Origin of the sequence: Candidatus Nitrospira neomarina (genome assembly GCF_032051675.1) — a bacterium.
GTDB classification, from domain to species: Bacteria; Nitrospirota; Nitrospiria; order Nitrospirales; family UBA8639; genus Nitrospira_E; species Nitrospira_E neomarina.
Genome location: NZ_CP116968.1, coordinates 2,601,258 through 2,627,041 on the forward strand (window position 1 = coordinate 2,601,258; position 25,784 = coordinate 2,627,041).

19 protein-coding genes are annotated in these 25,784 nt (G+C 47.9%); 1 reads left to right on the plus strand and 18 read right to left on the minus strand.

What is annotated here, in order from left to right; translation table 11 throughout:
• The first annotated feature begins 77 nt into the window (after positions 1 to 77).
• Entirely contained in the window at positions 78 to 1,172 is a 1,095-nt protein-coding gene (locus PQG83_RS11185) for a WD40 repeat domain-containing protein (protein WP_312740937.1), read from the plus strand.
• Positions 1,173 to 1,243: 71 nt separating this feature from the next.
• On the opposite strand, the gene PQG83_RS11190 is transcribed toward PQG83_RS11185, so the two are convergent.
• The 18 genes from PQG83_RS11190 to PQG83_RS11275 form a co-directional block, all read right to left on the minus strand.
• A complete protein-coding gene (locus PQG83_RS11190; RefSeq protein ID WP_312740940.1) occupies positions 1,244 to 2,704 on the minus strand; it encodes a sigma-54-dependent transcriptional regulator in 1,461 nt (486 codons plus the stop codon).
• Positions 2,701 to 5,886: a PAS domain S-box protein gene (locus PQG83_RS11195; RefSeq protein WP_312740943.1), complete on the minus strand. Its 3,186-nt coding sequence runs from the start codon at positions 5,884 to 5,886 to the stop codon at positions 2,701 to 2,703. The genes PQG83_RS11190 and PQG83_RS11195 overlap by 4 nt, the downstream gene beginning before the upstream one ends.
• Before the next feature lie 102 nt (positions 5,887 to 5,988).
• Positions 5,989 to 6,909, minus strand: coding sequence for a protein translocase subunit SecF (gene secF, locus PQG83_RS11200; RefSeq protein WP_312740945.1), 921 nt, complete (start codon positions 6,907 to 6,909; stop codon positions 5,989 to 5,991).
• Between the two features lie 152 nt (positions 6,910 to 7,061).
• Positions 7,062 to 8,696 carry a protein translocase subunit SecD gene (gene secD / locus PQG83_RS11205; protein ID WP_312740947.1) on the minus strand — a complete coding sequence of 545 codons (1,635 nt, stop codon included), beginning with the start codon at positions 8,694 to 8,696 and terminating at the stop codon, positions 7,062 to 7,064.
• 19 nt (positions 8,697 to 8,715) lie between these two features.
• On the minus strand, positions 8,716 to 9,039 hold the full coding sequence (gene yajC / locus PQG83_RS11210; protein ID WP_312740949.1) for a preprotein translocase subunit YajC: 324 nt from the start codon (positions 9,037 to 9,039) through the stop codon (positions 8,716 to 8,718).
• A 41-nt stretch (positions 9,040 to 9,080) separates the two neighbouring features.
• A complete protein-coding gene (tgt, locus tag PQG83_RS11215; protein WP_312740951.1) occupies positions 9,081 to 10,256 on the minus strand; it encodes a tRNA guanosine(34) transglycosylase Tgt in 1,176 nt (391 codons plus the stop codon).
• Positions 10,257 to 10,286: 30 nt separating this feature from the next.
• On the minus strand, positions 10,287 to 12,068 hold the full coding sequence (argS, locus tag PQG83_RS11220; protein WP_312740955.1) for an arginine--tRNA ligase: 1,782 nt from the start codon (positions 12,066 to 12,068) through the stop codon (positions 10,287 to 10,289).
• A 68-nt stretch (positions 12,069 to 12,136) separates the two neighbouring features.
• Positions 12,137 to 13,210, minus strand: a complete 1,074-nt coding sequence (locus PQG83_RS11225) for a glycosyltransferase family 9 protein (protein ID WP_312740957.1) — start codon at positions 13,208 to 13,210, stop codon at positions 12,137 to 12,139.
• Positions 13,211 to 13,214: 4 nt separating this feature from the next.
• Complete coding sequence (mobA, locus tag PQG83_RS11230; protein ID WP_312740960.1) at positions 13,215 to 13,835, minus strand: molybdenum cofactor guanylyltransferase; 621 nt, start codon at positions 13,833 to 13,835, stop codon at positions 13,215 to 13,217.
• A 65-nt stretch (positions 13,836 to 13,900) separates the two neighbouring features.
• Complete coding sequence (locus tag PQG83_RS11235; RefSeq protein WP_312740962.1) at positions 13,901 to 15,724, minus strand: c-type cytochrome; 1,824 nt, start codon at positions 15,722 to 15,724, stop codon at positions 13,901 to 13,903.
• A gap of 61 nt (positions 15,725 to 15,785) precedes the next feature.
• Positions 15,786 to 16,754 (minus strand): c-type cytochrome, encoded by a 969-nt coding sequence (locus PQG83_RS11240; protein ID WP_312740965.1) that lies wholly within the window; start codon positions 16,752 to 16,754, stop codon positions 15,786 to 15,788.
• A gap of 45 nt (positions 16,755 to 16,799) precedes the next feature.
• Complete coding sequence (locus PQG83_RS11245; protein WP_312740968.1) at positions 16,800 to 18,113, minus strand: c-type cytochrome; 1,314 nt, start codon at positions 18,111 to 18,113, stop codon at positions 16,800 to 16,802.
• Between the two features lie 68 nt (positions 18,114 to 18,181).
• Entirely contained in the window at positions 18,182 to 20,152 is a 1,971-nt protein-coding gene (locus PQG83_RS11250; RefSeq protein WP_312740970.1) for a cytochrome ubiquinol oxidase subunit I, read from the minus strand.
• Between the two features lie 708 nt (positions 20,153 to 20,860).
• On the minus strand, positions 20,861 to 21,745 hold the full coding sequence (locus PQG83_RS11255; RefSeq protein WP_312740973.1) for a formylglycine-generating enzyme family protein: 885 nt from the start codon (positions 21,743 to 21,745) through the stop codon (positions 20,861 to 20,863).
• Positions 21,746 to 21,831: 86 nt separating this feature from the next.
• Positions 21,832 to 22,749 carry a formylglycine-generating enzyme family protein gene (locus tag PQG83_RS11260; RefSeq protein WP_312740975.1) on the minus strand — a complete coding sequence of 306 codons (918 nt, stop codon included), beginning with the start codon at positions 22,747 to 22,749 and terminating at the stop codon, positions 21,832 to 21,834.
• Between the two features lie 48 nt (positions 22,750 to 22,797).
• Positions 22,798 to 23,175, minus strand: a complete 378-nt coding sequence (locus PQG83_RS11265; protein WP_312740977.1) for a hypothetical protein — start codon at positions 23,173 to 23,175, stop codon at positions 22,798 to 22,800.
• A 3-nt stretch (positions 23,176 to 23,178) separates the two neighbouring features.
• On the minus strand, positions 23,179 to 23,913 hold the full coding sequence (locus PQG83_RS11270; protein WP_312740979.1) for a DUF3047 domain-containing protein: 735 nt from the start codon (positions 23,911 to 23,913) through the stop codon (positions 23,179 to 23,181).
• The gene (locus PQG83_RS11275; RefSeq protein ID WP_312740984.1) at positions 23,913 to 25,784 is read right to left on the minus strand and encodes a cytochrome ubiquinol oxidase subunit I; all 1,872 of its coding nucleotides are present in this window, start codon (positions 25,782 to 25,784) and stop codon (positions 23,913 to 23,915) included. Before PQG83_RS11275 ends, PQG83_RS11270 begins: the two co-directional genes overlap by 1 nt.

Below are 25,784 nucleotides of genomic sequence, written 5' to 3' on the forward strand. Positions count from 1 at the left end.
GAATCCCATTCATCCATTCCTGATTCCGTTTAACCGATCCCTTTAGATGTCAATCTGTTTCCGAAGCGAGGAATTCCATGACCCAGCCAACAAGCCCAGACACACTGAGTTCTAATCCCGGGTTCATCCATAATCCTGATTCACAACCTCCGCCGCTCATCGATTCACTGGCCTATTGGAAAGGCGGTATCAGGGAACTGAAGTCATTCCGTGGTCACACACAAGAGATATGGGCTGTCGCCTTTTCCCCTGATGGGCTGACATTAGCAAGCGGAGGGAATGACCGTTTTATTCGAATGTGGGATATTGAGACCGGCCGCCTTCTTCGTTCCCTACGAGGGCACACACATGTCGTTCGAGAAGTCAAATATAGCCCTGATGGCCAAATAATCGCTTCCGCAAGTGAGGACAGGACCATTCGACTGTGGAATCCTCAAACGGGAGAATCCCTCCGGTTACTCTTTACTCGTTACGACCATGCCGTATGCAGTATTTCCTTTTCCCCAGACGGGCTCATGCTCGCGAGGGCGGGACAGAATAAAGACATTAAAATTTGGGAAGTAACCACCGGCACCGAACTCATGACGCTTCTTGGTAAAGATCAATACGACCATAATTGGAGTGTCTGCACAGCATTTTCACCTGACGGCATTCACCTAGTGGCTGGCACCGATATCGGGAAAATTAAGCTTTATGAGGTTTTGCCAAGCGGGGAAGAAAAAATTGTACACCTGGGCCATTGGAGAGATGAGGCCGATGACGAAGAGACCGAAAACCGTGGTTTTTACGTAGATGATCAAGGCGGATTTCAAAAACCCATGGAATATTGGATTGGGGCCCTCACCTTTACCCCTGACGGGGGCACCATGATCTCAGGTAGTCGTGACTGTACGATTAAATTCTGGAACATGCCGACCATGGAGGAACGCCGCACGCTGAAAGGTCACTCTGAATGGGTCAGGAATCTTCTTGTAACCCAAGATGGACAGGTGCTTATCAGCGCCAGCGATGATGGGACCGTCAAAATGTGGGACATTCAAACCGGCCGTCAATTCCGAACGCTTCGATCGCACAAAGGGCCTGTCAGGGGAATTGCTCTTTCTTCTGATGGTAAATACCTCGCCACAGCTGGGAATGACCGGATCATCACCCTCTGGGAGGGTGGAGAATAATTTATTTCCCGCCACAGAAATCCTTAGCTTAGAATGCTCAGGGCAGCTCTCTTCCTCAAAGGGCTGCCCTTTCAACCCTCATTCTCTTCGCCCTTCTCAGAGTCTGTGTCGTCGCCTGCCCGCACAATTCCATACCGTTTACATTTTTCCCAAAGACCTTTTCTCGACAATCCTAAAACCTTCGAGGCCGTCATCCGACTCCACCCTGTTCGATTGAGTATTTCTAGAATATGCCCCCGTTCAAAGTGCTCACGCGCTTCGGCCAATGTTTCCATCGCCCCATTTTTCACGCCTCTCCTGCTTTCTTGATTCCCGCAAAATCCGCATCCCTTTTGCGGTTCCCCTCCCGCATATGGACATCGACTCTGTCCGCAGAGATCCCAAACCTGGATTTCTTGCGTGTGTTGTGCCAATGCCAACGCCCGTTCAATAGTATTTTCCAATTCGCGGACATTCCCCGGAAAAGAATACTGCAATAATACCTCGCGAGCTTGCCGTGACAAGGCTTTGGGTTCTTGGTGATTTCGACCTGACATCGTCTCCAAAAAATGCTGGGCGATCATGAAAATATCTTCTCGACGTTCTCGGAGAGGGGGAAGCTGAACGGGCACCACATTCAATCGATAATAGAGATCTTCCCGGAATCGTCCTTGTTCAACTTCTTTCCGCAAATCCTTCTGCGTTGCACACACTAATCGGACATCCACCTCGATCGTGTCATTTCCTCCGACGCGTTCAAATTGCCGTTCCTGTAGAACACGAAGCAATTTAATCTGGACCAACGGAGAAATTTCGCCGATTTCATCCAAAAAAAGTGTTCCCTGATGAGCAAGTTCGAACCGCCCCTGCCGTTGCCGAAGGGCTCCCGTAAATGCCCCTTTTTCATGTCCAAACAGTTCAGCCTCTAACAGCGTTTCCGGGAGCGCGGCACAACTTACTTTGACCAAAGCATGATTTCGGCGAGCGCTATTGGTATGGATGGCATTGGCAATCAATTCCTTTCCCGTTCCACTTTCCCCTACCACTAAAACGGTTGCGTCAGTGGCCGAGACTAGCTTGACTTTCTCGAGCACTTGTCGCATCCGCTCATTTTTTCCCACAATTCCTTGGAAGCTAAATTTCTTTTCCAGGGCATCCCGTAACACCCGATTCTCTTCACGAAGAGCCACCACCGCACAAACCCGCTGCACACTCAATAACAATTCATCCATAGAAAAGGGTTTTGTGATGTAGTCGTAGGCACCGCTTTTCATCGCGTCGACAGCCGTGTCAACGGAACCATGTGCCGTAATAACAATTACTTCCGTGCCTGGGCACTCCTCCCGGCACTGCTTGACGATATGCAGTCCGTCCACACCGGGCAATCGCAAATCAGTAATGACCAAATTAAACCGTGAAGTCCGCAACCGCTCGAGTCCTTCCAATCCAGAACTGGCTTCCTGGACCACATAGCCGATAGCCTTCAGGGCATCGACCATAGAGACTCGCATCAAAGGCTCATCATCAATGATCAAAACCGAACCGAGAGTCATATGCCTACCTTTACAGGAATGCCCGCACGAGATCGAACCAAGGGCAAGCGAATGGTAAAACGAGTGCCTTTTCCCTCTTCACTGTCAACCAACATTTCACCTGCGTGCCGCTGCACAATTCCCAAACTCACCGATAATCCCAATCCGGTCCCCTCTCCGGTCCCTTTCGTCGTGAAAAAGGGATCAAAAATATGAGTTCGAATCTCTTGAGGTATTCCGCACCCGGTATCCTCCACTTCAATTTCATATCCTTCTTCCTGCTTTCGGGTACGCAAGGTCACCTTGCCACCGTCTTTGAGTGCCTGAACCGCATTCAGGACTAAATTCATAATCACCTGCTCAATCATATGCGCATCGACCATTACCATCGGCAGTGTCTCATCATAGTCCTTACTCAGAGTGGCATGCTTGACCAGGAATACATGCTCGGTCAATACCAGAACTCGGTCTAAAATTTGATGAAGATCTGTCATGGCCAATTCCGGTTCACGTTGCTGGGAAAAATCCAGAAGCTGCCGAACGATGCGTTGAACGCGTCGCAATCCGTCCTCCATAAAATGCAAATATTCCTGAGATCGCTCAGGCGTCAACGTTCCCTTTCGAATATTATATAAACAATTTAAAATTCCCCCTAACGGATTGTTGATTTCATGCGCGACCCCGGCGGCCAGCTTACCAATGGAGGCTAAACGTTCAGAATTCTGCACCTGGCGTTCCAAATGCTTCCGTTCCGTGATATCCCTGGCAATACCCAAGACTCCTGTGTACACGCCTTCATCATTGAGAAGCGGGGCCACACTCACCAGAACTGACCGCAACTCTCCCTCTCGACTGACCACCTCTACTTCGTAGACTTGCTTTGTTCCAAGATCCAATGTTTCTTTCAAATACCGTCCGCGATACCGCTTGGAGAGTAACGAGAGATACGGTTTACCAATCAAGTCTTCTTTTCGATATCCCCATGCATCAACTTTCCCATTGACATACGTAAACCGTAAATCAACGTCCAAGGTATAAATCACGTCATTCGCATTTTCCAACAAACTTTCAATGTACAGCTTGGCCTGTTCAATTTCCCGCGTACGCTCAGAGACTTTCTCTTCCAGGACTTCATTGTATCGTTGCAGTTCAGCTTCAAGTTTTTTATGCTCGGTAATATCTCGCAACTGCACCATGATTGAGGCTCTTTCACCCATATCGATGCGAACCAGGTCCATCTCCATGGACTTCATGATGCCTTGCCGGTCATAAACCTCAATCTCTGTCGTGGGGACCTTTGACTCTTCACCGCTGACTCGTTCCAACAAATTCTGACTGATCATCTGGAATGCCGGAGGAACAAGCTTCACGAAGTACGCGCCTTCTAAATCAGAAGGGACATACCCTAGAATTTCCCGTTCACGCGCATTGATATCCAGGATCCGGCCTTCCGAATCAATCACAAAGATTGAATCGGCAGCCAAATTAAATAACGCCTTATAGCCCGCCTCTGAGTCAGACAGTTGTTGGGTGCGTTCGGCGACAATCCCTTCCAATTGGGTGGTATATCGCTCAACTTCACACTCCAGAGCCTTTCGGGCAGTGATATCCCTCACAAATCCTCTCGAATACACCACCGAATGGGTCCCCGGATCCATCAGCGTTGTTGAATGAATTTCCACATCCATCACTTCACGGGATTGCGTACGAAAAACAGTTTCTATGGAGCGCGCCCCACCCATGGCCAGCCCTTGAACATAGGCCCGCACCCCCTCTTGTTGTTCCGCCGGGACAATATCCCAGAGCGACATCTCAAGCATGTCGACAAGCGAATATCCCAGCTTTTGCAACTCAGTCGTATTTACATGGACGAACCGCCCTGCGGGATCTAATTGATGAATCATTTCCGGAGCATTTTCAATGAGATCACGATATTTCTGCTCCAATCGCCCGATTTCATCCACTTTCTGATTCAACTCAGAAAACGAATGCTGTAGATTGTCCGCCATGGCATTGAATGTATCAGCCAAGCGTTCGATTTCATCACCGGTACGGATCGCAATCTTTTCCGAAAGATTCCCATCTCCAAATTGCTCAACTCCCTGCGATAAGGCTTGTATGGGCTTCACGATCCGGCCAGCAACCACGACTCCCGCTCCCCACAAGATGACAAAAACAGAGATTCCATAGAAGATGACCTTGCTTAATAATTGATCCAGTGGTGCATACGTCTCCGCCGAATCTTGACTGGTCAACATATGCCAGGACTTTCCACCAAAACTTTCTGGAGCGAGTGTCAGCCCCAAATGAAGAGGAGCATAGCCAACAATGGCATTCGGCATACCATGAGAATCCGGATCGGCAACCAACCACCCAACTCCACCTTGCTGAAACGCATTGACCACATTGGGCGGCATCACGTGCTCTTCCAAAGAAAACGCGGGACAGAGAATCGGCATTCCATCGGATGCGGTTAACATGGCATGACCGGTTTTCCCGGCGGCCACTTCAGAAATCGACCGAAATAACGAATCTCTTCTCAGAAGGATACTGATCGCTCCCACGACGTTTTGGCGATGATCATCCCAAATCGGGACGCCAACATTCAGGACATGAGTCCCAAACCCTGGATCAAATGACAAATCGCTTACAAACGCCTGTGCATCATGATGTTGAACCACGGCCTCCCACCAGAGACTGTTTCCATGGAAAAAATTGACTTGGGGAAAAGAGCTCAACACCAATGCCCCCTGGGTATCCACCACCACAATTGCGAGATAATCCGATTTTCGAATCGCGTGCCATTGAATCAGGTAGTCGGTAGCATATTTGTTCAGAAAAACCGGGAACTCATCTTTTTTGGATTGGGCCCGCCAACTTTCCTGCCACTGCTGAATTAAAGCCTGAATTTCGTCTGGATTTTTATCAGCATAACTCCGGTTCGAATTCATGATGGCACTTCGAATAAAGGGAATCGTGGCCAGCTGTTGCGCCTCATTAATTCCACGAACAATCTGGGTCTCGACTTTACGAGCCACTTCCACCGCAATCCCCTTCATGGTGATACCGGCGGCTTCCCTTAGGGCACGTTTTTCTTCAAAATATGTGAGGAGAAGAGAAAGAATAAGGGGCAAAAGACCAACCAGCACCATCGCCAAAATGGTCTTGCCCTTGAGTTGGAGGGGAAATCCAAAGCGTTTCACTTTGGTAACATCGCAAAATCCATAAAAAACGTCTAACTCCTATGATTTTCTACATTTTGGTACTCCTTTTTCCTTGATGTCAAGAAACGGTAACAAGGAAGACTATTTACCTCGGCTCAGTAGCTTTCCCTCTGCACCTGGCCACAGTAAGAGGAGTGGACTCGCGACAAAAATCGAGGAGTAGGTCCCAACCATGACCCCCAAGAGTAAGGCCAATGAAAAATCATGTAAGACTTCCCCTCCCCAAATGGTCAGCGGCACCAAGACCAGAACCACAGTCAGTGTGGTAATTAATGTTCTGCTTAGAACCTGATTGATTCCATTATTAATAATCGTCGTCGTCGTTTCCCGTCTCCTCTGACGAAGATTTTCACGAATCCGGTCAAACACAATCACGGTATCGGTCAAAGAATACCCTGCCAGGGTCAATAGCGCCGTCACCACCAGCAGCGTAATTTCTGTATTTAACAAAAAATAAATCCCCAACACCGCCAGAACGTCATGAAATGTGGCAATGGCTGCAGCCACGCCAAAACGAAACTCAAAACGAACGGCGACATAGAGGATAATGCCTGCAAGGGAAAGGATGACCGCAATCAAAGCATCTTCTTGCAGTTTCTTTCCAATGGTGGGTCCTATTGACGTACTGGAATCCACGACAAATCCATGGTCAGGAAATTCAGCTTGAAAAGCCTGAATGATATTCTCACTGATTCCTTCTTCGATCGTGGTTTCCGTTTTTACACGAATCAAGAGCTTATGGTCCTGGGGAAACTCCTGAAGTTCAGCGGAACCCAATCCATGCGCATCCAAGGCTTTCCTGGCCTCGGCAATCAGGAGTGGTTTATCAAACTTAAGCTGAACCGCCGTTCCCCCGGCAAAATCAATACCCAGATTTGCCCATCCAAACAGAATTCCGATAACGGCCACCAATCCCAGAGAAGCCAGAACGCCCGATACCACGAAAGCAATGTTCCGCTTTCCCATAAAATCAATATCTGTTTTCCCAAGAATTTCCATCATGACCAAAAATTTCTCCTCCCCAAAGAATATCCCCTGCCTATGAGCTGTTGATACCACCCCTTCTTAATCGATCCTCGCATTTGAAAGTGCCGCGCCTTACCTCCCCTCAACCAGGAAGGGTCAACCAATTACGCTTCAAACAAGGTGGTCCCTTAGATACTTAGCGAGTCCAACTTTCGGCGATTCAGGAAATCAAACACCACCTTCGTTCCCACCAACGCTGTAAACAAGTTAATAGCAATTCCCAAACACAAGGTTACTGCAAACCCTTTGATAGGTCCCGTTCCAAATAAAAACAGCGCCAACCCTGTAATCAGAGTCGTCACATGGGAATCGACGATCGTCAAAAAGGCTTTACTATACCCACTATCTACGGCTAAACGAACGGGACGGCCCTGACGGAGTTCCTCTCTAATTCGCTCAAATATCAACACATTGGAATCGACTCCCATTCCAATGGTCAAAATAATTCCGGCAATGCCTGGTAAAGTTAATGTAGCATTAAGCCCTGATAAAGCTCCCAGTAAACAGATCAAATTGAGAAACACCGCCATATTGGCGATGAGACCGGAGAGCCGGTAGTACACAATCATAAAAATGAGGACCAGCGTCCCGGCAATTATCGTTGTTCGTAACCCCTTCTCAATTGAATCCTGTCCCAGAGAAGGTCCAACGGTTAAATCCTGCAAGGTTTTCAACGGTGCCGGTAACGCACCAGCCCGGAGCACCACAGCCAGATCATTCGCCTCTGCAGTGGTAAAGGTGCCTTCAATGATCGCCCGGCCGCCGCTTATGCGATCTCGGATAACTGGCGCCGAATACACCTTCCCATCCAGGACCACCGCCATCCGTTTCCCGATGTTGGCAGCGGTGAGCTCATCAAATTCTCGCGCCCCTTTGCTGTCAAAGGTAATACTGACAATCGGCTCATTGAAATCCCCAATCGTCACGCGGGCATCCTGCAACACATCTCCGGTGAGAACGGCATCTTTTTTCACAAGGTAGGGAATACTATACGCCCGACCATCCGGTTCCGAGATAGCCGTTTCAAAGAGAATTTCTGCCCCTTCGGGAATTTTACCTTCTAAGGTCTTCCTCACCGTACCCTCTTGGCCTTTTTCGACTTGAGGCGGTAAATCCAATGCGGCCTTGGACTCCTCCAACAATTTAAATTCTAAGAGAGCCGTTTCTTGAATGAGATCTTTAGCCCGTTGAGGATCCTTGACTCCAGGCAATTGAATGGCAATTTGGTTGAGCCCCAACCGTTGGATAAGAGGTTCGGCGACGCCAAATTCATCAATCCGGTTTCTGAGGGTTTCAAGTGCCTGGTTGATGGCTGAGGTTTGGATTCGATCCACCTCGGTAGAGCGGAGTTCGTATGCCAAACGCGTTCCTGAGGGATTTTGCGATTCAAAATTTGGGAAAGCCTCATCGAGCAGCGTTCGGACTTGCTCCCCATCGGCTTCTTGTTGAAGGGTGATGACAATCATCTTCGACCCCTCACGACGAACACCCTCCACCACGATCGCCTTGTCCTTTAGCAAATCCTCAACAGCCTTACGAATTCGATCAACGGCAATCTCCACCGCTCGTTCCTCTTCGACTTCCAAAACAAGGTGAATGCCTCCCTGAAGATCGAGTCCCAAGGAAAGCCCACGGTGACTTAATACCCGCTTGACCCCATCAGGCAACGACTGGAACAGCCCTGGGAACGAAGGAAGGGCCAGGATGACGGACACCACCGTGACCACAAAAAGGAGAAACAACCTCCCACGAAGCTTTTTCATTCATCTACCCCTTGATCCATCATGATTCATTCGACGTACGGATGCTCACGATATGATCGCGTTGCAACCGAATTTTTGTATTATCCGCGACTTGCAGGGTAGCCGTTTCCTTATCCAAATTGGTCACGGTTCCCCAAATCCCCGAAGACGTAATGACCTTATCGCCTTTTTTAAGGCTATCCAACAATTCCCGTTGTTTTTTTTGCCGACGTTGCTGCGGTAAAATTAGCAAAAAATAAAACACCACAAAAATCAGAAGAAAAGGAATGAGCGATAATAAGCCGGCGGAGGAATCGGGACCGGCTCCCCCGGCTTGGGCCCAAGCATAGGAATCTAGATTCATAAGTACCTCAATTAAAATGTGTCTGTGGCCAACCCATTCGATCAGGTCGATACTTCTTGAATGAGCGTTTCACTCGTGTCACACTCGCGTCGGCGGTAAAAATCTTTCCGGTAGTCGTCAAACTGATTCGCGCTGATTGCTTGTCGTAGCCCCTTCATGAGCGAGCCATAATACCAAAGATTATGGATCGTATTCAGACGGACGCCTAACATTTCATGCGATAAAAACAAGTGCCGTAAATAGGCTCTGGAAAACCGTTGGCAGACCGGACACCCACATTCGCTATCAATGGGATTGGGATCCCGGGCATAGCGAGCCTGCTTAATCAACACCTTTCCTGTCGAGGTAAACAGCCAACCCGTACGCCCATGCCTGGTCGGGATAACGCAATCAAATAAATCCAACCCTCGAGCCACCCCTTCCACAATATCTTCAGGAAGCCCAACTCCCATTAAGTAGCGGGGACGACTGGGGGGAAGCTGGTCAATCACCGTCTCGATCATCGCCAACATGGCGGCTTTTTCTTCTCCCAAAGATAATCCACCCAAGGCATAGCCATCCATATTCAAATTGACCAACTCCTGAGTCGACTCTTGCCTCAAGTGGACAAAGACTCCGCCCTGAACAATCCCAAACAACCATTGATGCTCTTTTCTCGGTACCGCAGCGCATCGCTGAGCCCACCTGGTCGTTCGCTGTACAGCTTCACGTGCTTGCTGTTCGGTACAAGGAAATGTCGGACAATGGTCAAGAACCATCATAATATCGGAGCCAAGTGCAACCTGGATGGTCATACTTTTTTCCGGTGAGAGTAAATGCCACGCACCGTCGATATGAGAGCGAAAGCCAACCCCCTCCTCGGTCACCTCACAAAGATCGGCCAGGCTCACCATCTGATAGCCACCGCTATCGGTCAAAATCGCTCCGGACCATTGCATGAACGCATGAAGCCCTCCCAGAGATTCAATCAGTTCATGCCCAGGTCGCAAAAATAAATGATAGGCGTTCGCCAAAACCATATGAAACCCGCATTCGCGGACTTCATTTGGGTCCAGTCCTTTAACCGTCCCCTGTGAGCCAACCGGCATAAAGGCCGGAGTATCGATCTCACCATGGGAGGTTAAAAGTCGTCCAACCCTCGCACGACCAGAAGGCAACGTATGCTCAATATGCAAACGATTTGGACCTGATTGTGAAGTGGATGGTTCTTTAGACATTATCTCTGCGCATGCTTGACTTCATGCATGTTACATTTTCTCCGGGGCAGAAATTCCCAGGATGGCCAGCCCGTTACCAATGACCGTCTGGACTTGCCGAAGCAGGGCTAAGCGGGCAGCGGTCAAGTCCGGCGAAATACTTTCGTAGATACGCTCCTGACTCAACGCTGTACTATGCTCACTTGCCCCTAATTTAATGTTATCTCCCGCATCCCCGGTGTTCCTCTCAGGATCCAATGAGGGAAGGACCCGATTTTTGTTGTAGTAGGCATGCAATTGGGCCGCAAGCTCTTGGAGATAAAACGTGACCCGATGAGGCTCCAACGCCATCGCACTGTTTTCAACCACAAAAGGATACTGTGCCAACGTTTTAATCAGCCCTAACTCTTCATCCTGGATCAACAAGGCCTGATCGACATTCTGGATAGTCGGAAGGGGTACTTGGCGTTCCTGCGCCACTCGAAAGAGACTGGCCAATCGCGCATGCGCATATTGAACATAATAGACGGGATTGTCGGAGGACTGTTGTTTGGCCAATTCCAGATCAAAATCCAAATGCGTATCGGCCCTTCTCATCAGGAAAAAGAATTTGGCGGCATCTGGACCAACCTCATCAATCACCTCGCGCAGGGTCACAAATTCACCGGCTCGCTTTGACATTTCAATTTTTTGACCACCACGTCGCAGGCTCACCATTTGTACCAGGACGATTCGCAAAGCCTCCTTGGCAAAGCCAAACGCTTGAACCGTCGCTTCCATGCGTGGAATATACCCATGATGGTCCGCTCCCCAAATATTTATTAAGGTATCAAAACCACGATCTAATTTTTGTCGATGGTAGGCCATATCGGCCGCTAAGTAGGTATAGCTCCCATCCTGTTTTTGAGCCACACGATCCTTTTCATCCCCAAACTGAGATGAACGAAACCACCAGGCACCATCCTCTTCTATGAGCAGCTTCTTTTGCCGAAGTTCTTCCAATGACTGTTGGATAAGGCCTGCCGTATGCAGGGATGTCTCGCTAAACCAGGAGTCAAATTCAACACCAAATGTAGCCAAATCTTCTTTAATTCGATCCAAAAGCATCTGACTGGCCAATTGAGCACAGAGCATTTCAGCATCATCCGATGAGTTATCCAGTAAGGTTGGCCCCTGGGTCTTCACTACAGATTCAGCCACAATTTTTATATAGTCTCCATGATACCCATCCTCGGGAAAGGCTGACGGTTTTCCCCAATGCTCTCGATAGCGGGCATAGACGGACCGTCCCAACAACTGTAATTGACGACCGGCATCGTTAATATAATATTCACGGGAAACCATAAATCCGACAGAAACCAACAACCTAGCCATGGCCTGCCCCAATGCTGCTCCTCGTCCATGTCCGACATGCAGGGGCCCAGTCGGATTCGCACTCACGAACTCCAGGAGGATGCGTTTCCCTTTTCCGATGTTGCTGGTGCCATACAAGGGTCCCTTGTCCTGAATCATCCGTAAAACCTGAATCCACCTGAGAGGATGAAGAGTCAAATTTAAAAATCCTGGAGAGGCAACGGTAACGCGGACAAATACATCTGAAAACTGGGCCCGAAGACCTGTAGCCAACAGTTCGGCTACTTTCAGAGGCGATTGTCGAACTTGTGAGGCCAATGTCATCGCGAGACTAGACGAAAAATCACCCCATTCCGGTCGCTTAGGAGGTTCCACGGCAATGGTTGGAACCGTGCCAAGATTTAATTCGCCAGAATCCCTGACCTTGTCTAGGATAACTGCGATGGCCTCAATGACTTGGTTTTGGAGAAATTTCTCCACCGTTTAAAATCCTATCTACGCAGAATATATGGGTTTTTTAACAACCGCGGCGAATGTAACACAGCATTCTAGCCAAGGCAAGGCACAGGGAACGCTTCATCAACACACTCGAATCTTGGGCAGGCCACCGACGCCTTCATTCCACTTAACACATCTTCAACATTTGCGAGGACTTCACCTTGGGAAAAAGAAAGACACGGCATATCCGTACAACGAGCAATGGCCGTCTTCCCTAGGCAATGACAGAATTTTCGTAATACGGCTACATGATTTCCACGCGGGGCCCATTTTCCCGGATCAGTGGGACCAAACATCAGCACCGAAGGCACGCCAAAACTTGCAGCCAAATGCGACAAACCGGAATCATGCCCAATAAACAACTTGGCGTGTTGAAGATATTCCCCTATCTGAAGCAGATCCATTCCTGTCAGAATGTTACATTCAAATTGAGTCAGGAGGCTTTGTACATTTCGAAGAGAGTCATTATCTGCAGGTCCTCCCACAAGACAAATATGCCATTTCGGTTGCGCCGTCATCAGGTCCTTGACAATGCTCGCCCATAATAACGGAGAGGCGCATTTGTATCGACTGCCACTTCCAGCATGGAGAAGGATAAGTGGCTCCTTGATGGGATAAGGACGTCTCACCGAGTATGATTTGTTGAAAACTAGAGGACTCGTAAGATTCCTGTTAAATTCAATGTCACATAGGAACTGTGTGGTCCACGGCTTGAGGATTTCCACATACCGATCAACCATGTGATTTTTTACCAATGTTCGGTCATGAGGGGACCGAAGAATACAATTTTGAATTCCCGCAGCCTTTAACCAACTTCGCCAAATACCCTCTGTGTCATCCAACCAACCTATGGCTCTATCGCCACGCCGGATGATCGAAAGGGAATTTTCCTGATGGGAATCATTAGTCCCTCGATATGTCAAAAACTCCAGTCTATCAAAAGAATAGGACTGATGAACTTCCTGCGCATTCACAAGTACATCACCTAATTCCTTATGACCAAACCAAATCAGGCGGTGTCCAGGAAAGGTAGCCTGCAATACCCGAATAGCGGGCAGAGCCAACAACCCATCCCCTAATGCGCCAGGATGGACAATCAATATATTGTGAGGTGGAAGGGACATACCATTACTTCAGATGAGGACCAGCTTTTCTGGCAAATTCATAATCAGCGGGTGTATTGATATTCAAAAAAGAATACCCATGGGGATCAATGTCATCGAATAACGTTTCCTCAACAATCTGAACGGAGAGGGATGGGTCCTGAATCAGACTTTGAATTCGAAGATTCCCTTCCTGAATCATCTTCTCCATTATGAGGGAGCATCGTTTGGAATATCGGGCATGAAGAGGCTGATATCCTGTCGAAAGTTTGGGCATTACCACATCATTTTCAGGCAGCGCACAAAGCCTTGAAATGACAAAAGGATTTAAAAACGGCATATCGCAAGCCACAACAAATACGGAAGAATAAGAGGCTTCCTTAATCCCCGTGAATATTCCACCTAATGAGCCTTTTTGGGGGATGGCGTCAGTCACTAAACGAACAGGGAGATGCCCGCAAGGGTAATCTTCTATTGCAGTCACCAGTATTATCTCATCAAATAATTCCCCTATGGTGATACAAACTTTGTCAAGAAATTTAGTTCCTCCCCATTCGAGGGTTCGTTTATCTTTTCCCATCCTCCGGCTTTTCCCACCAGCGAGGACCACTGCGGAAATGTTTGTAATTTTTTGTATATTGGTCATAAAAAAAGGGGGTGGTTGCCCACCCCCTTCATTTTTTTCGGATAATTCCGAGGTTTACAACATTTTTAGACTTTACCCTTGCGCCTATTGGCCCGCCGGGTCAAAATCCACCCTTCCACAAGGACCAACCCAATGGCGGCCAGCGTTGGGTAAATATATGTTTCCTTTTCAATAGGTGGCTCTAACACCAGATAATAGAAAGCGGAGACTGCCATTTTACGTCCTACGTCCCCATTGTGACCATCCCACACGAAGAAATTAATAGGAATATATTTTCCCAATTCGATGTAGGCATCTTCTTCGTAGTCACCTTTGAGGGGTCTGGTGACGATAACAGTCCATCTTCCATCCTTCCACTCGGCTTTCACCGTTTTCAGTTGTTCGGTGAAATCGTCACGATCATCAAAATCTATATCCCAACCCGTACCTTGATAGGCTTTCAGTTTCCCATCAGCCGTCCATTTAGTGATATCAACGGGAAATCCCTCATCTCCCCAAAAATATCTTGGTTTTCGTGGAGCAGGCAATTCCTGCCATTTAATAGGAAACTGGAAGGCAAGCGCATCATTATACACTTGATAGGCGGTTTGTTTCGCAGCGATGGACTCAGGATGTTCAGGATCATCAGCAAACTTCGACCCGCCGGGAGGCTGCTCCTCTATCCCATAATCACCAAGATTTACTTCATAGGGTTCCCAGTCTACCTCATCTTCCTGCACACTCTTTGTACGATCATCCCACCTGAACATAAACGAAATATGAGTTTCATTGTAAAGGGACTGAATCCAGACGTCGTCAATTCTGGTTACAAAGTTTCGTGGCTTATGAGTGATTTGTCCACCCATTGCCACAATCCTTCGATCAACCAGGTCCCACCGTTCGTCGTGCTCGTCAGCAGGCAACTCTCCTTCGACGAACTTTGAAGGAACAACGAAGTCAACTTTTGGCTTATCCGTTAAAGGATCAATTCCCCTAGGTTTGGCTGCAACTAATTCAGCCGCGATTTCATCGGTCACATTACCACCGGCAATATCAACATCCTTATCCCGTTCACAGAGATGATTTACATAATTTGCAATGTGCCACCGATCTTCGACGGTTGTATTGTCGGCGAACGAAGGCATGGGCGTTCCACTCACCCCCGTTGAAAATGTTCTAAAAATATTCTTCACATTATAGGCATCCTGTCGGCTACCTCTGAAATTCCAACATTTATGCCAGTCGGCAGGTTGTATGGAAAATCCCCAGTCATCCTTGAGGTTGAACGCATTCCCGTCTCCACGTCCCTCCAAACCATGGCATTCGATACACTTCATTTCCTTCACAAGCTCGGATCCACGCTTCACCGATTCTGCCGTAGGAGGAATTGGTTCAATTTTTTCTAATTGTAACACATGAAATTCTTCAAATTCGGTATCTTGCCAACTCCGGTCCTTGACCAATTCGGTGGTGACAAATGCTAAGACATCCCTGCGTTGGTCCTCAGTCAAAATACCTTCCCATGAAGGCATCGCAGATCCCGGCAGACCATGAGTCACGGTTTGAAATAGATCTACGTCAATAAGGGGCAATTCACCGCTGGCCGTATGACGGATTTTAAAAGTACCTGCATTAAAATTACGTGGTCTGGGCCAAAGTCGGTCAGCTCCAGGCCCGTCTCCGGCTCCGTTAACTCCATGGCACCAAACACACTTTGTGAAATATACTCGCTTCCCTGCTTCAACTTGTTCGGCAGATGGTGGAGCAGGGCGACTTCCCTCGGCAAATCCTTCCGCCATTTCCGCCTGGGACGTGGTAGCAAAGCCTAGTCCGCCAAAAAGAAGACCGCAACTCAGAAGCCAAGCTCCTAGGCCAGGCCTACCATATCCGGCTGTAGTCGTTTCGTTCATGACCATCCTCTTTTCAAAGTGTCCAGTATCGAATTGAATTCCATTCATGACCGCGTCCTCCTTATTCCCAAGTCCGCGGGTAATACCCGGTGTGCCAGTATTCAAACATGATGACCTTCCAGATTTCATCAACAGTCAAATGCTGTTCCCATGGTGGCATGACGGATGCCCAAGGGAATCCTTCACCAGGAAGTCCAATACCTCCTTTAGCCACCCGCCAGAACACAAAGGTTTCTTGTAATTGAGCAATGGTTCCTGCATCAGTAAAATTGGCAGGTATGGGATTAAAGGCAAAAGCCCAGAGGCCGCGACCGTTCAAATTATCACCATGACAGAAATGGCAATTTTGAAAAAAGATTTCGCCCCCTTCCCGAACATGCTTAATATAACCTTTAGCATTAGGATCCCAGGGGTTATCTTCCGGGTTTTTTACATCTTTCATTAAACGTCCCATATCCTGACTTACGATATGAGCGTTGCTATATGCCTGATCGTATTTTCCCTCTGGATTAATGCGATAGGGATTTGCCGCAGTTTGCAATACATACGTTTTCCCATGCACTTTAGTTGTCGCCGGAGGGGCCGGATGCACGGTTCTCAATTCAATGGGTTCATCAAAGCTGGGAAGGAAAGAATTGTAAGCAAATCCCCAAAGCCCGATTGGCAATAAAATCAATAAGGCTGTTCGAATGAACTTAGTCATTCCGGTTTTTGCATCCAAAACGTTGATGATGGGACGTTTAAATTCTTCCCACTCCTGCTGCGATCCCGAAACCCACATAAAAATACCGCAAGCAGCAACGGTCCCATAAATGGCCCTCACACTAAAGGGAATGGGCGGATAGATTCGATACTTTAAATAGAACAAATTCACAAAACACCAGACAAAGATTCCTGCCCAAAACTTGGGCAAACCCATGCCCGCTCTTTTTAGCGAATAGTTAATAATAGAAAACACAAGGATGCAGATAGCCAACTCGGTAATCATCTGCATCGGCATGTAGCCTTCAACTAGTTTAAGCCACGTCATTCTTCCTTACTCCTTATAAAGGGTTATCCCCTAAATTAATATTCCTTATTCTTTTGGAGGTAAAGGTTGGCCTTCTTTTAATTGCGCCAAGTAATCAACCATTTTACTGAGAGCCCCGCCTGTCAATCTTACGCCAAAATCCTTGGGCATTTGATTGTCCGGAAAATCCTTCACGACGTAGGCACTTGGATTTAATATCGACTCAGTAATGTACTCCTTTGGCGATTTGGCTTTACCCTGATAACCTGGATCTTTAATACGAATCGGAGCATTGCTTCCTTCCATGAGGAGAGGACCGACTTTTCCCGTGGCCCCTTCAATTCCTGGGATCGTATGACAGGCCGGACAACCGGCTTTCATAAAGAGTTTGTCGTATGGCTCGCTTCCGTCTGCTAAAAGATTTCCACCACCAGCTCCAGCTTCTTCTTCCCCACCTGCAGCGGGGCGATCGGCTTCCGGTATAAATTTTTCATATGAGGTGACGATTTCATCATATGATGGAGGTTCTTTCCCTTCCCGCGTATATATCCAGGTATCCACCGCGGCCAATTCACCCAAAGTCAAAGATATCGGTGGCTTGTGAATCTTCGGCATGGGACTTACCGTGTCGTTCGACCCCTTCACACCAAAACCAGTCACCACAAAACAGCTTGGACATGCATGTGATTCGGCGATATATTCTTGGGCATTCGTAGCCGTTCCTGACCCTGGAAAAGCTTCTTTTTGTTCAGTGGTACGTGCCTCAGGATTATTCATGTGGTAGTTTGGCTCTTTTAATCTCTCAGGGGCCGTATCCGGAATTCCATATAGATTCGGTGCGCGCTCACTCAAAAAGCCTTTTTGGAATCCATGGCACAATGGGCATTGGCCCTTGCCGATGGCCCCTTGCGTTTTACTTTGTCCAATCCCACCAAAAATGATTTTCTCCCCCTCATCACCCAACTGTTGCGCTGACATGCTTTGGAAGTCTAGCTTGACGACAGGAGGAGGAAACCCTCCTTCGACTTGAGGCAGCCAATTTCCATAGCCGGAGAGCGCGGCAGCAACAAAAAACATGAAGCCGCCAATTTTCATCAGTGCACTGATGTTGGGAAAATAAAGCCCCATAACGAAAGTCATGATGGTAATCATGACCAGAGAAACCGGCAATAAACCGCTGTTCCCTTCAAAGTTATCTACGTAATTGGAAATGGCGATAAAGGCCAAAAATGCGCAGAAAATTCCAATTAACGTCTGGAAACTCGCTCGTTTCTTTTTAACCGGATCAGAAATTGTTGCCTGAAAATACAGCAACAACCCAACCAGCATCAGCAATACTGGCCAACCCATTTCTATGGCCCGTTCCAATAACTCAACCACAGTGCAATCCTCCAACTTGGGGGCTGCCTATTGCAGCCCCACGATTGTTTGTAATTGTATTTTTCGTTCTAATGACCAGTTGCAGACTGAGGAGATGGAACTGGTTGCCCTGCTGGCGAAGGAACCGGTACTTTTTTCGCACCAAGGGTTCCTAACCAAAAGACAAACATGATACTGATCCAGAAAAATAACACGTTAAACGAAATAACGTTGGCCGCAAACCCGATGGTATGGGTATAAGCCCATGGAGAATTATCCCGCATGACCTCGTTGACGTGCCAGAACAATCTTACGGAAGAACGGATATACCCCATCAACCCCATCATCCAGGTGAATGCTGTGGCCAACATGATGATGGCATATTGGGAACGTGGTGGAATTTGACCCCATCTAATCGGGCCCAGCTGTCTTCCATTTTTCAACATCGCAAGATTCAGTGGCGTCATTAACAGCAGACACGACAATGTTCCGGCCACCTGAGGCACCGACAATCCAATTCGCACGTTGGCAGGGATGAAATACCCATAGCAAGCCAACCAAACATTGTTTAGCTGGGCTATGATGAAAAAACATCCCATAAAAATATTGCCAAATTTGGCCCAGCTAACCGTTGGGACCCTGTTCCCTCGCTGGTACCATATAAAGCTTAAGACGGTCGTCATAATAATGGCGTTAATACCGCCATTTTTTGCCGACATGACACCATAATTACCCAGAACCGGATGTTGTTGACCACCCATAGCTTTCAATTCAGCCGGAGTCATGACGATCGTATGTGGCGTAATGAAAACCAGAAGACCAACAACTAAAATAAACACGAGATACTTAATATACTTCTGGAATCGTTCACCACCCGTCATTCGTCCGAGGGCTTGCCACAAATAATAATTTGTGGTCAGGAACAGGATTCCGATCATGGTGGCTTGGATAATAAACAACCAAGCTAACAACCCACCCATCAAGGTAATACCCATTTGTTGTCGATAGGCATACACCTCACGCATCAACCAATATCCTGCAAAGGGCAATGGGATGAGAAATGCCACACCTAAACTCATTGCGATATAGCCCATCCAGTCATAATGAGCCCGCTCCTCATCTGTTTTTGAAGAAAGGAAACGGTAAGCTGCATAGGCTGCCACCACACCACCACCAAAGGCCATGTTCCCGAGAATTCTATGAACATTCAAAGGATTCCACAGCGCCGTATGAATCACGTGCCAAATATTTCCAAGATAACGTCCTTGCTCATCTACTCCTGCCGGTGACATCATAAATGCGATCCATGAATTGGCGAGGAACATGAGGACCGTTCCAATCACATTCAGGATGACGGACATGCTGAGATGAACCCATTTCAGAACGCCTTCCCGCATCTTGTCCCAACCGTAATAATAAATGTAGAGGGTTGCACTTTCCGCCACGAACGTTAAGGCATAGATGTGCATAACCGGCCGGAAAATACTGGATAAATATCCAAAGAAGGCCGGATAGAGCGTGAGGAAGGTAAAGATCAGGATCCCACCAAGAATGGCGGTTAAGGAATAAGCCGTCAGGCTGATCTTGATAAAATCATAAGCCAATTGATCGTACTTCTTGGCCATGGCTTTATCTTTACTGACCATCCCGGCAAACTCGATACACATACAAAAGATTGGTACCGCCAACACAAAACTTCCATAATAAAGATGCTGCTGGTTGGCCACCCAAAGAAGAACACGACTCTCAAAGTTATACCGAGGGTAAAAAGTTTCATTGTCTTCCGTTACCGGTGCCGGCATCCCAATGGCTGGACCTTCGGTCTTGTAATACACGTCCCGGCCCATTTCCACTTTTTCGGCCTCGCCCTCCTCACCTGCTGCCTTTTGCGCAGCAACGACATCCGCAGGAGGACCACCGGCCGGTGCACCACCCCCACCTGCCACGGCGGTGACTGACAGGAAAATCGGCAACAACAGCAGACAGCCCATCACCATCAAGGCCGATACGGCAAACAACTTTTTCTTCCCCCGGGTCATTTGATTGAACAGGCGACCCATTGACCTACCTCCTTGTGAAAACGTGTTGAGTTAAACCCATCAAAATTACCTAAATAAACCTAATAAATCACGTCAAATCTTAAATCTATAAGTTCCATGCTCATAGATTTTTCAATTACCTGAACATGTAGAAATAGTCGAGTCCCTGGGCATCCATCAATATATAATCCAATGCCTGAAAATATACAAAACAAATGACCAATGAAACTATGACATACAGAGCTGTCTGCATGCGCTCCTCCTTGGGTCTAAAAGAATTAAATGATTGACTACCTTATTGGAAGTCATGATTTTTTAGCAGGGGCACTGAATACCGGCAAACCAATAAAAGAACCACAAACTTACCGCGCATGTCAGATAAAAAATAGCTTTACCTATTTTGGTCTCTAACTCCGTTGACTCCCTTATGACAGCCGTGGAATCCCCCATCTTAATTCCTCCCTATGCTTAATTCGCATCCAAAAAAATTAAACGATTTCACCTAATAAACTTCATTGACACATTATGATTTTTCGTGCTATTCAAACATTTATTGATCACGTAAAACGAGGGATTACTCATGCGTTCAAATGCAAAAGTGTTCGACATTATAGTTTTGGCCGGAATGGTTGTCAATATTCTGCTTGCTGTGTTTCTCATCCTCTACTATTTTGATTTTCTTTAATTTTTTTCAGTTTAGCTCCACACAAACATAAACGGTTTTTGGTCTTAATCTGAACGTGCACACCTGAACCCAATCGTCTCGTCTCGGAAATCAGGGACCATAAAACTTCTATTAGTTATTCTGATATCGACTCCTTGGCTTGTATAGCCACTACCTCGCATGGTCTTGTAGGTAGAAGGAGACCGATTACTCGTCGGCGTAGCAGCATTTTCTTGAAGGTAGAGATCTTCGACATACCAATTATCCGTCCATTCCATAACATTTCCTGCGCCGTCATAAACTCCAAAGACACTTTGATCAAGAGGAAAAGCCCCAACCGGAGCCGATACAACATAACCATCGGCCTCTCCTGCAAAATTGGCAGGATGGCCGCTGAGACCCTCACCCCACGGCCAGGTGCGACCATCCGTCCCTCGCATAGCCTTTTCCCATTCCTGTTCAGTAGGAAGACGCTTGCCTCTCCATTGACAATAGTCATTCGCATCACTCCATGACACATAGGTAATCGGCTGATGAGGGCCTCGCAGCAAACCGAGCTTTTCGGCATAGCGGGAAGGTGGACCAGGCTGCCGATGTCCGGTGGCTTCAACAAATTCCATATACCGCTGATAGGTCACCTCGTACCGATCAATCCAATATGCATCGAGATGAGCGACGTGCGCAGGCTTTTCATTGAATCCGCCTTGATTACTTCCAAGTATGAATTCCCCGGCAGGAATTTCAACCATCTCATCTTCATTTGCCCGACCAGAAAGCGCCACATCCCTTGATGCTTCAGATGGTTTCTCTGAAGCTGAAGAAGGCTGAGATTGAAGATCGCGATCCGGTGGAGTTGGAGGAGCATCGGTTCCCCTCAGTATTCCCAACACCGGCAACCCGGTCATAAATAATACCGCAATCAAAAAAATAAGTTTAAATCGACCGTCCATGTTCCCCTATTTCTGGTCCGTCAAAGGTTGCCTATTCCGAGAAACTATGGGCGATTGGTCTCGCCGACGAGAAGTTTGCTTATCGTTTATGAGGCTTGGGGAGTCTCAGTCGGGGGATCCTTTGCGCACCGAAATCCAACACTGGCATCGTTCCTCCACATTTTCGCTGCAAAACGCTTGGTCACCCTGGCGCCTATACGAGATTCTCGCCAAGAACCTCCACGAATGACTTTATTCTCGTCTTCGTCTTTTGGGCCGGGGGGGTCCCGATACGGAGCCTGCTGATAATAGTCTGGAGCATAACTATCCATGACCCACTCAGCAACATTACCGGTGACATCATAGAGTCCAAATGGGCTTCTCCCTACTTCATAAGATCCCACGGGAGCTAAAAACTGAAAGCCATCCTCCTCCCCATCCACATTGGCAAACTGATAGTCAAACTTATCACCCCAGGGATAACGGCGCTTTCCTTCCCCCCTTGCCGCTTTTTCCCACTCCGCTTCTGTCGGCAACCGCTTGCCAGCCCAGCGACAATACCCAAAGGCGTCATTCCAGGACACCGCCACCACCGGATAATCGGGCCCGATTAATTTAGCGACATCATCTTCAAAGACCGGCACCTTAGGTTTGTCCCGTTTCGTCATCTTGATATACCGCTCATAATCTGCCTGCGTGACTTCTTTAAGATCGATGTAAAACGTTTGGAGGTATACCGGATGGGGTGGCCCTTCATCGGGGTCTCCATCGCCAATACCCATGGTAAATGGTCCTTCCGGAATTTCTACCATTTCACGATTATCATCCCCCACGAGAGTTTTATACATAGAAAAGTCTTGTGTGGGCATTGGCTGCAACACACGGACATTGGCCGTTTGACCGGCTGACAACTCATCCAAATCTTTTTTCCCTTTATAGGTCATAACAATCAACATCACGATCATCATGATGAAAGAGCCAAACACAAACAGAATGGCCCCCATGAGGACCCGTTGATTTTCCATTACTATTTTGCCTCTCGCTTCGACATAATCAGCACGATTTCAGTTAAATTAGGGTTGTAAAGGCCCATGATGCTTAATGTTCGACTCAGGAAGGTTCTGATTTCGTTGTTGCCAGGTTTCAATTAGCATCGAAATCCAAATTCCCAAAAATCCACCCATCGCCGCCCCTGACGCGGCACCAACGGTCACAGCCTCCGTTCCACTTAATCCTAAGGCCAACAATCCGCCTAAAATGGTCCCGATAAAAATGCTCAAAAAAAATCCCCGCCCGCCTACCAAGCCTACCCCGGCGCCAAGAAGGGTGCCGGCTGCTAGCGCGACAGGAAGCCATCCATCTCCCATAAAGATCCCGATCAACAGGCCTACTGTCCCTAATCCCAGGATACCCAAAAGGACATCAAATATTTTCGATGGAGTCAGTTTCACTTTTTATTCCCGCCCAAGATTACCGCTGGATGATTCAGATTGAACCCGAATAGAACCGAAATCCACCTCGACTCCCGGCCCCCCTAACAAGGAAATACCCCAGGCATGTGGGGCCGGTTCATGTTCATGAATCTTCAGGAAATCTTCATACACATTTACCCGCTCCTCTACCCACATCCCAAGAGATTCCGTCCCACTACGAATGACAATTTCTGTGGAGCTAAACATGCCACCCTCCTTGACTGACCCTACAGGAAGCGTGGCGCTCCACACATATTTCGTGTTCACGGGAATAAACATTAAGTCAACATCCAAGGACGGGTAGATTGCGGCCAGAAAATCGGCATCATCGGGAACACTCTGTATTCTCCAACGCCAGGTTAGAATCGGGTGTTGCTTCGGATCCCACGTTATATGCTTGGTATACACCCGTTGATTGGCGTTTTTCGCAGAAAGAAAAAAAGTCCCACCCTCTTCTTGAATCGTATAAGTTTCATGGGCTGTGACCGTACTCCGCTGCGCTTCCCATCCTTGAGGAAAGCCTTTAGCATCAGGATGCTGAAAATCCTCCAACACCATCGAACTGCTGGAAGGTCCTGAGCTGGGGGCCTCTTGGGCCCACACGGCACTACTTCCATTTATCAGAAGCCCCACGACCAACCATGTCAAACATGCCGCACTTACCCGGCTCCGCTTCACATCCTTAAAATTATTGTGTTGCCAAAAACTGATTCTCATTACGCGGATTCCTCTTCTGAAATGACCTGAATCACCGGAGAAGGCCTTTCAAATTCAGCCGTTCGCCTCTCTACCACACGCTGATCCCATCGGCTAAGCCAAAACACGAAAAAGACTGACGACCAGAAAACAATCATATTGAGGGTGACCATTTTCGCGGCAAATCCCAGGGAAGGGGTAAATGCCCACGAGGATCGATCGGGCATTAATTCAGAAATATGCCATCCCAATCGGCCTACGGACCTGATGTACCCCATCAACCCCATTACCCAGGTGAACGCGGCTGCGACCACAAACAGCGCCACAATCCCACGCGGGGTAATTTGTCCCCAATGCACAGGCCCATTTATATGAGCACCCCGCAACATTAATCGATTCAATAATATCCCTCCAACTACCACAGTAGCGGTCGTCATCCCTTGAGGCGATGAAAGACCCACCCGAACATTTGCCGGAATATAGAATCCGTAAATGGCCAACCACACAATATTGGCAATCCCCATGAGAAATAACATCAATAAGAAAATATTTCCCTTTAATGCCCACTTGACTGTCATCACACGATTAGCTCGCCGATACAGAATGTAACTCAATGCGGTTAAACAGATCATGACGTTAACCGCACCATTCTTCGCAGACATCACACCGAATTGACCAATGACCGGGTGCTGGGCCGCGCCCATCGCTTTCATCTCACTGCCACTCATGGCAATGGTATGCGGCGTAAACCACACGAGGAAACATACCATCAGCCCAAAAAGGATCGCCTTAAAGTGGGGATGAAAGCGCTCACCACCTTGAAGGCGCGCCAAGGATTGCCAGATGTAATAGTTAATTCCTAGAAACAAGACCCCAACCATAATCGCTTGGAGGACAAACAGCCACGACAACATACCTCCCATCATTGCCATGCCCATCGTTTGCCTGAACTCAAAGACGGCCCTCATCAACCAGTAGCCGGCAAGCGGCATGGGGAGAAGCGCACACACCACCACTATAAGAAAAACATGTCCAACCCAATCGTAATATGCCCGGTCCTCCGCTGTTTTGGACATGAAAAACCGGTAGGTCGCATAGGCGACAACCACTGCGCCACCTGACATAATATCCGCCAAAAAACGGTGCGTATTCAGTGGATTCCATAATGGAGAGTGCAGGAGATGCCACACATTCCCCAAAAAATGACCTTGGGCATCAACCCCGGCCGGGGCCATCATAAACGAAGCCCATGAATTCGCTAACAACAACAAAATGACTCCGGTTGCATTTGAGAGTACACCAAGAGTCATATGCACCCACTTCAACGCCGGGGTTTTAAGGAAATCCCAGGTGTAATAATAAAGCGCCAAGAGGAAGGCTTCACTCACAAACACCATGGCATACACCGGCATCACCGGCTTAAAGGTTCCCCCCATGTAACTCATAAACCCCGGGTAAAGAGTCACAAACGTGACCAGCATGAGAGAGCCCAACAAGGCCGTAATAGAAAGCGACAGTAGTGCCACACGCAAAATATCATGGGCCAATCCATCCAATTTTTGCTGGGATGTCTGTTGTTTTCGTGTGATTCCTAAAAATTCTAATAACAAGGCAAACAAAGGAATAGATAAGACAAAGCCTCCGAAATAGGTATGTTGTTGAGTCACAAACCACACGACCAACCGGTTATCCACCAAAGGATAAGAGGAATAGTCCTGAGGACTTTCCGCGACGGACGGACTGGAAATAGACCCTGGAGTTTCGTAGAAAATATCCTGGCCTGTCTGCCCTTCCGTCGAGGGCAAGGCCTGATTCTCCATGCCAAATGCCAACCCGGCCTGAAGCAAAAAGAAAAGCAGCACACTGATCAATGTCTTGGAAATGGTTCTCAA

Bases quoted from the DNA above. Each gene is read 5' to 3' on its own strand.
- PQG83_RS11235 (WP_312740962.1), bottom strand. From the start codon at position 15,724: ATGAACGAAACGACTACAGCCGGATATGGTAGGCCTGGCCTAGGAGCT.
- tgt (WP_312740951.1), bottom strand. From the start codon at position 10,256: ATGTCTAAAGAACCATCCACTTCACAATCAGGTCCAAATCGTTTGCAT.
- mobA (WP_312740960.1), bottom strand. From the start codon at position 13,835: ATGACCAATATACAAAAAATTACAAACATTTCCGCAGTGGTCCTCGCT.
- secF (WP_312740945.1), bottom strand. From the start codon at position 6,909: ATGATGGAAATTCTTGGGAAAACAGATATTGATTTTATGGGAAAGCGG.
- PQG83_RS11190 (WP_312740940.1), bottom strand. From the start codon at position 2,704: ATGACTCTCGGTTCGGTTTTGATCATTGATGATGAGCCTTTGATGCGA.
- PQG83_RS11240 (WP_312740965.1), bottom strand. From the start codon at position 16,754: ATGACGTGGCTTAAACTAGTTGAAGGCTACATGCCGATGCAGATGATT.
- PQG83_RS11260 (WP_312740975.1), bottom strand. From the start codon at position 22,749: ATGGAAAATCAACGGGTCCTCATGGGGGCCATTCTGTTTGTGTTTGGC.
- secD (WP_312740947.1), bottom strand. From the start codon at position 8,696: ATGAAAAAGCTTCGTGGGAGGTTGTTTCTCCTTTTTGTGGTCACGGTG.
- PQG83_RS11250 (WP_312740970.1), bottom strand. From the start codon at position 20,152: ATGGGTCGCCTGTTCAATCAAATGACCCGGGGGAAGAAAAAGTTGTTT.
- PQG83_RS11225 (WP_312740957.1), bottom strand. From the start codon at position 13,210: ATGTCCCTTCCACCTCACAATATATTGATTGTCCATCCTGGCGCATTA.
- PQG83_RS11255 (WP_312740973.1), bottom strand. From the start codon at position 21,745: ATGGACGGTCGATTTAAACTTATTTTTTTGATTGCGGTATTATTTATG.
- PQG83_RS11185 (WP_312740937.1), top strand. From the start codon at position 78: ATGACCCAGCCAACAAGCCCAGACACACTGAGTTCTAATCCCGGGTTC.
- PQG83_RS11270 (WP_312740979.1), bottom strand. From the start codon at position 23,913: ATGAGAATCAGTTTTTGGCAACACAATAATTTTAAGGATGTGAAGCGG.
- yajC (WP_312740949.1), bottom strand. From the start codon at position 9,039: ATGAATCTAGATTCCTATGCTTGGGCCCAAGCCGGGGGAGCCGGTCCC.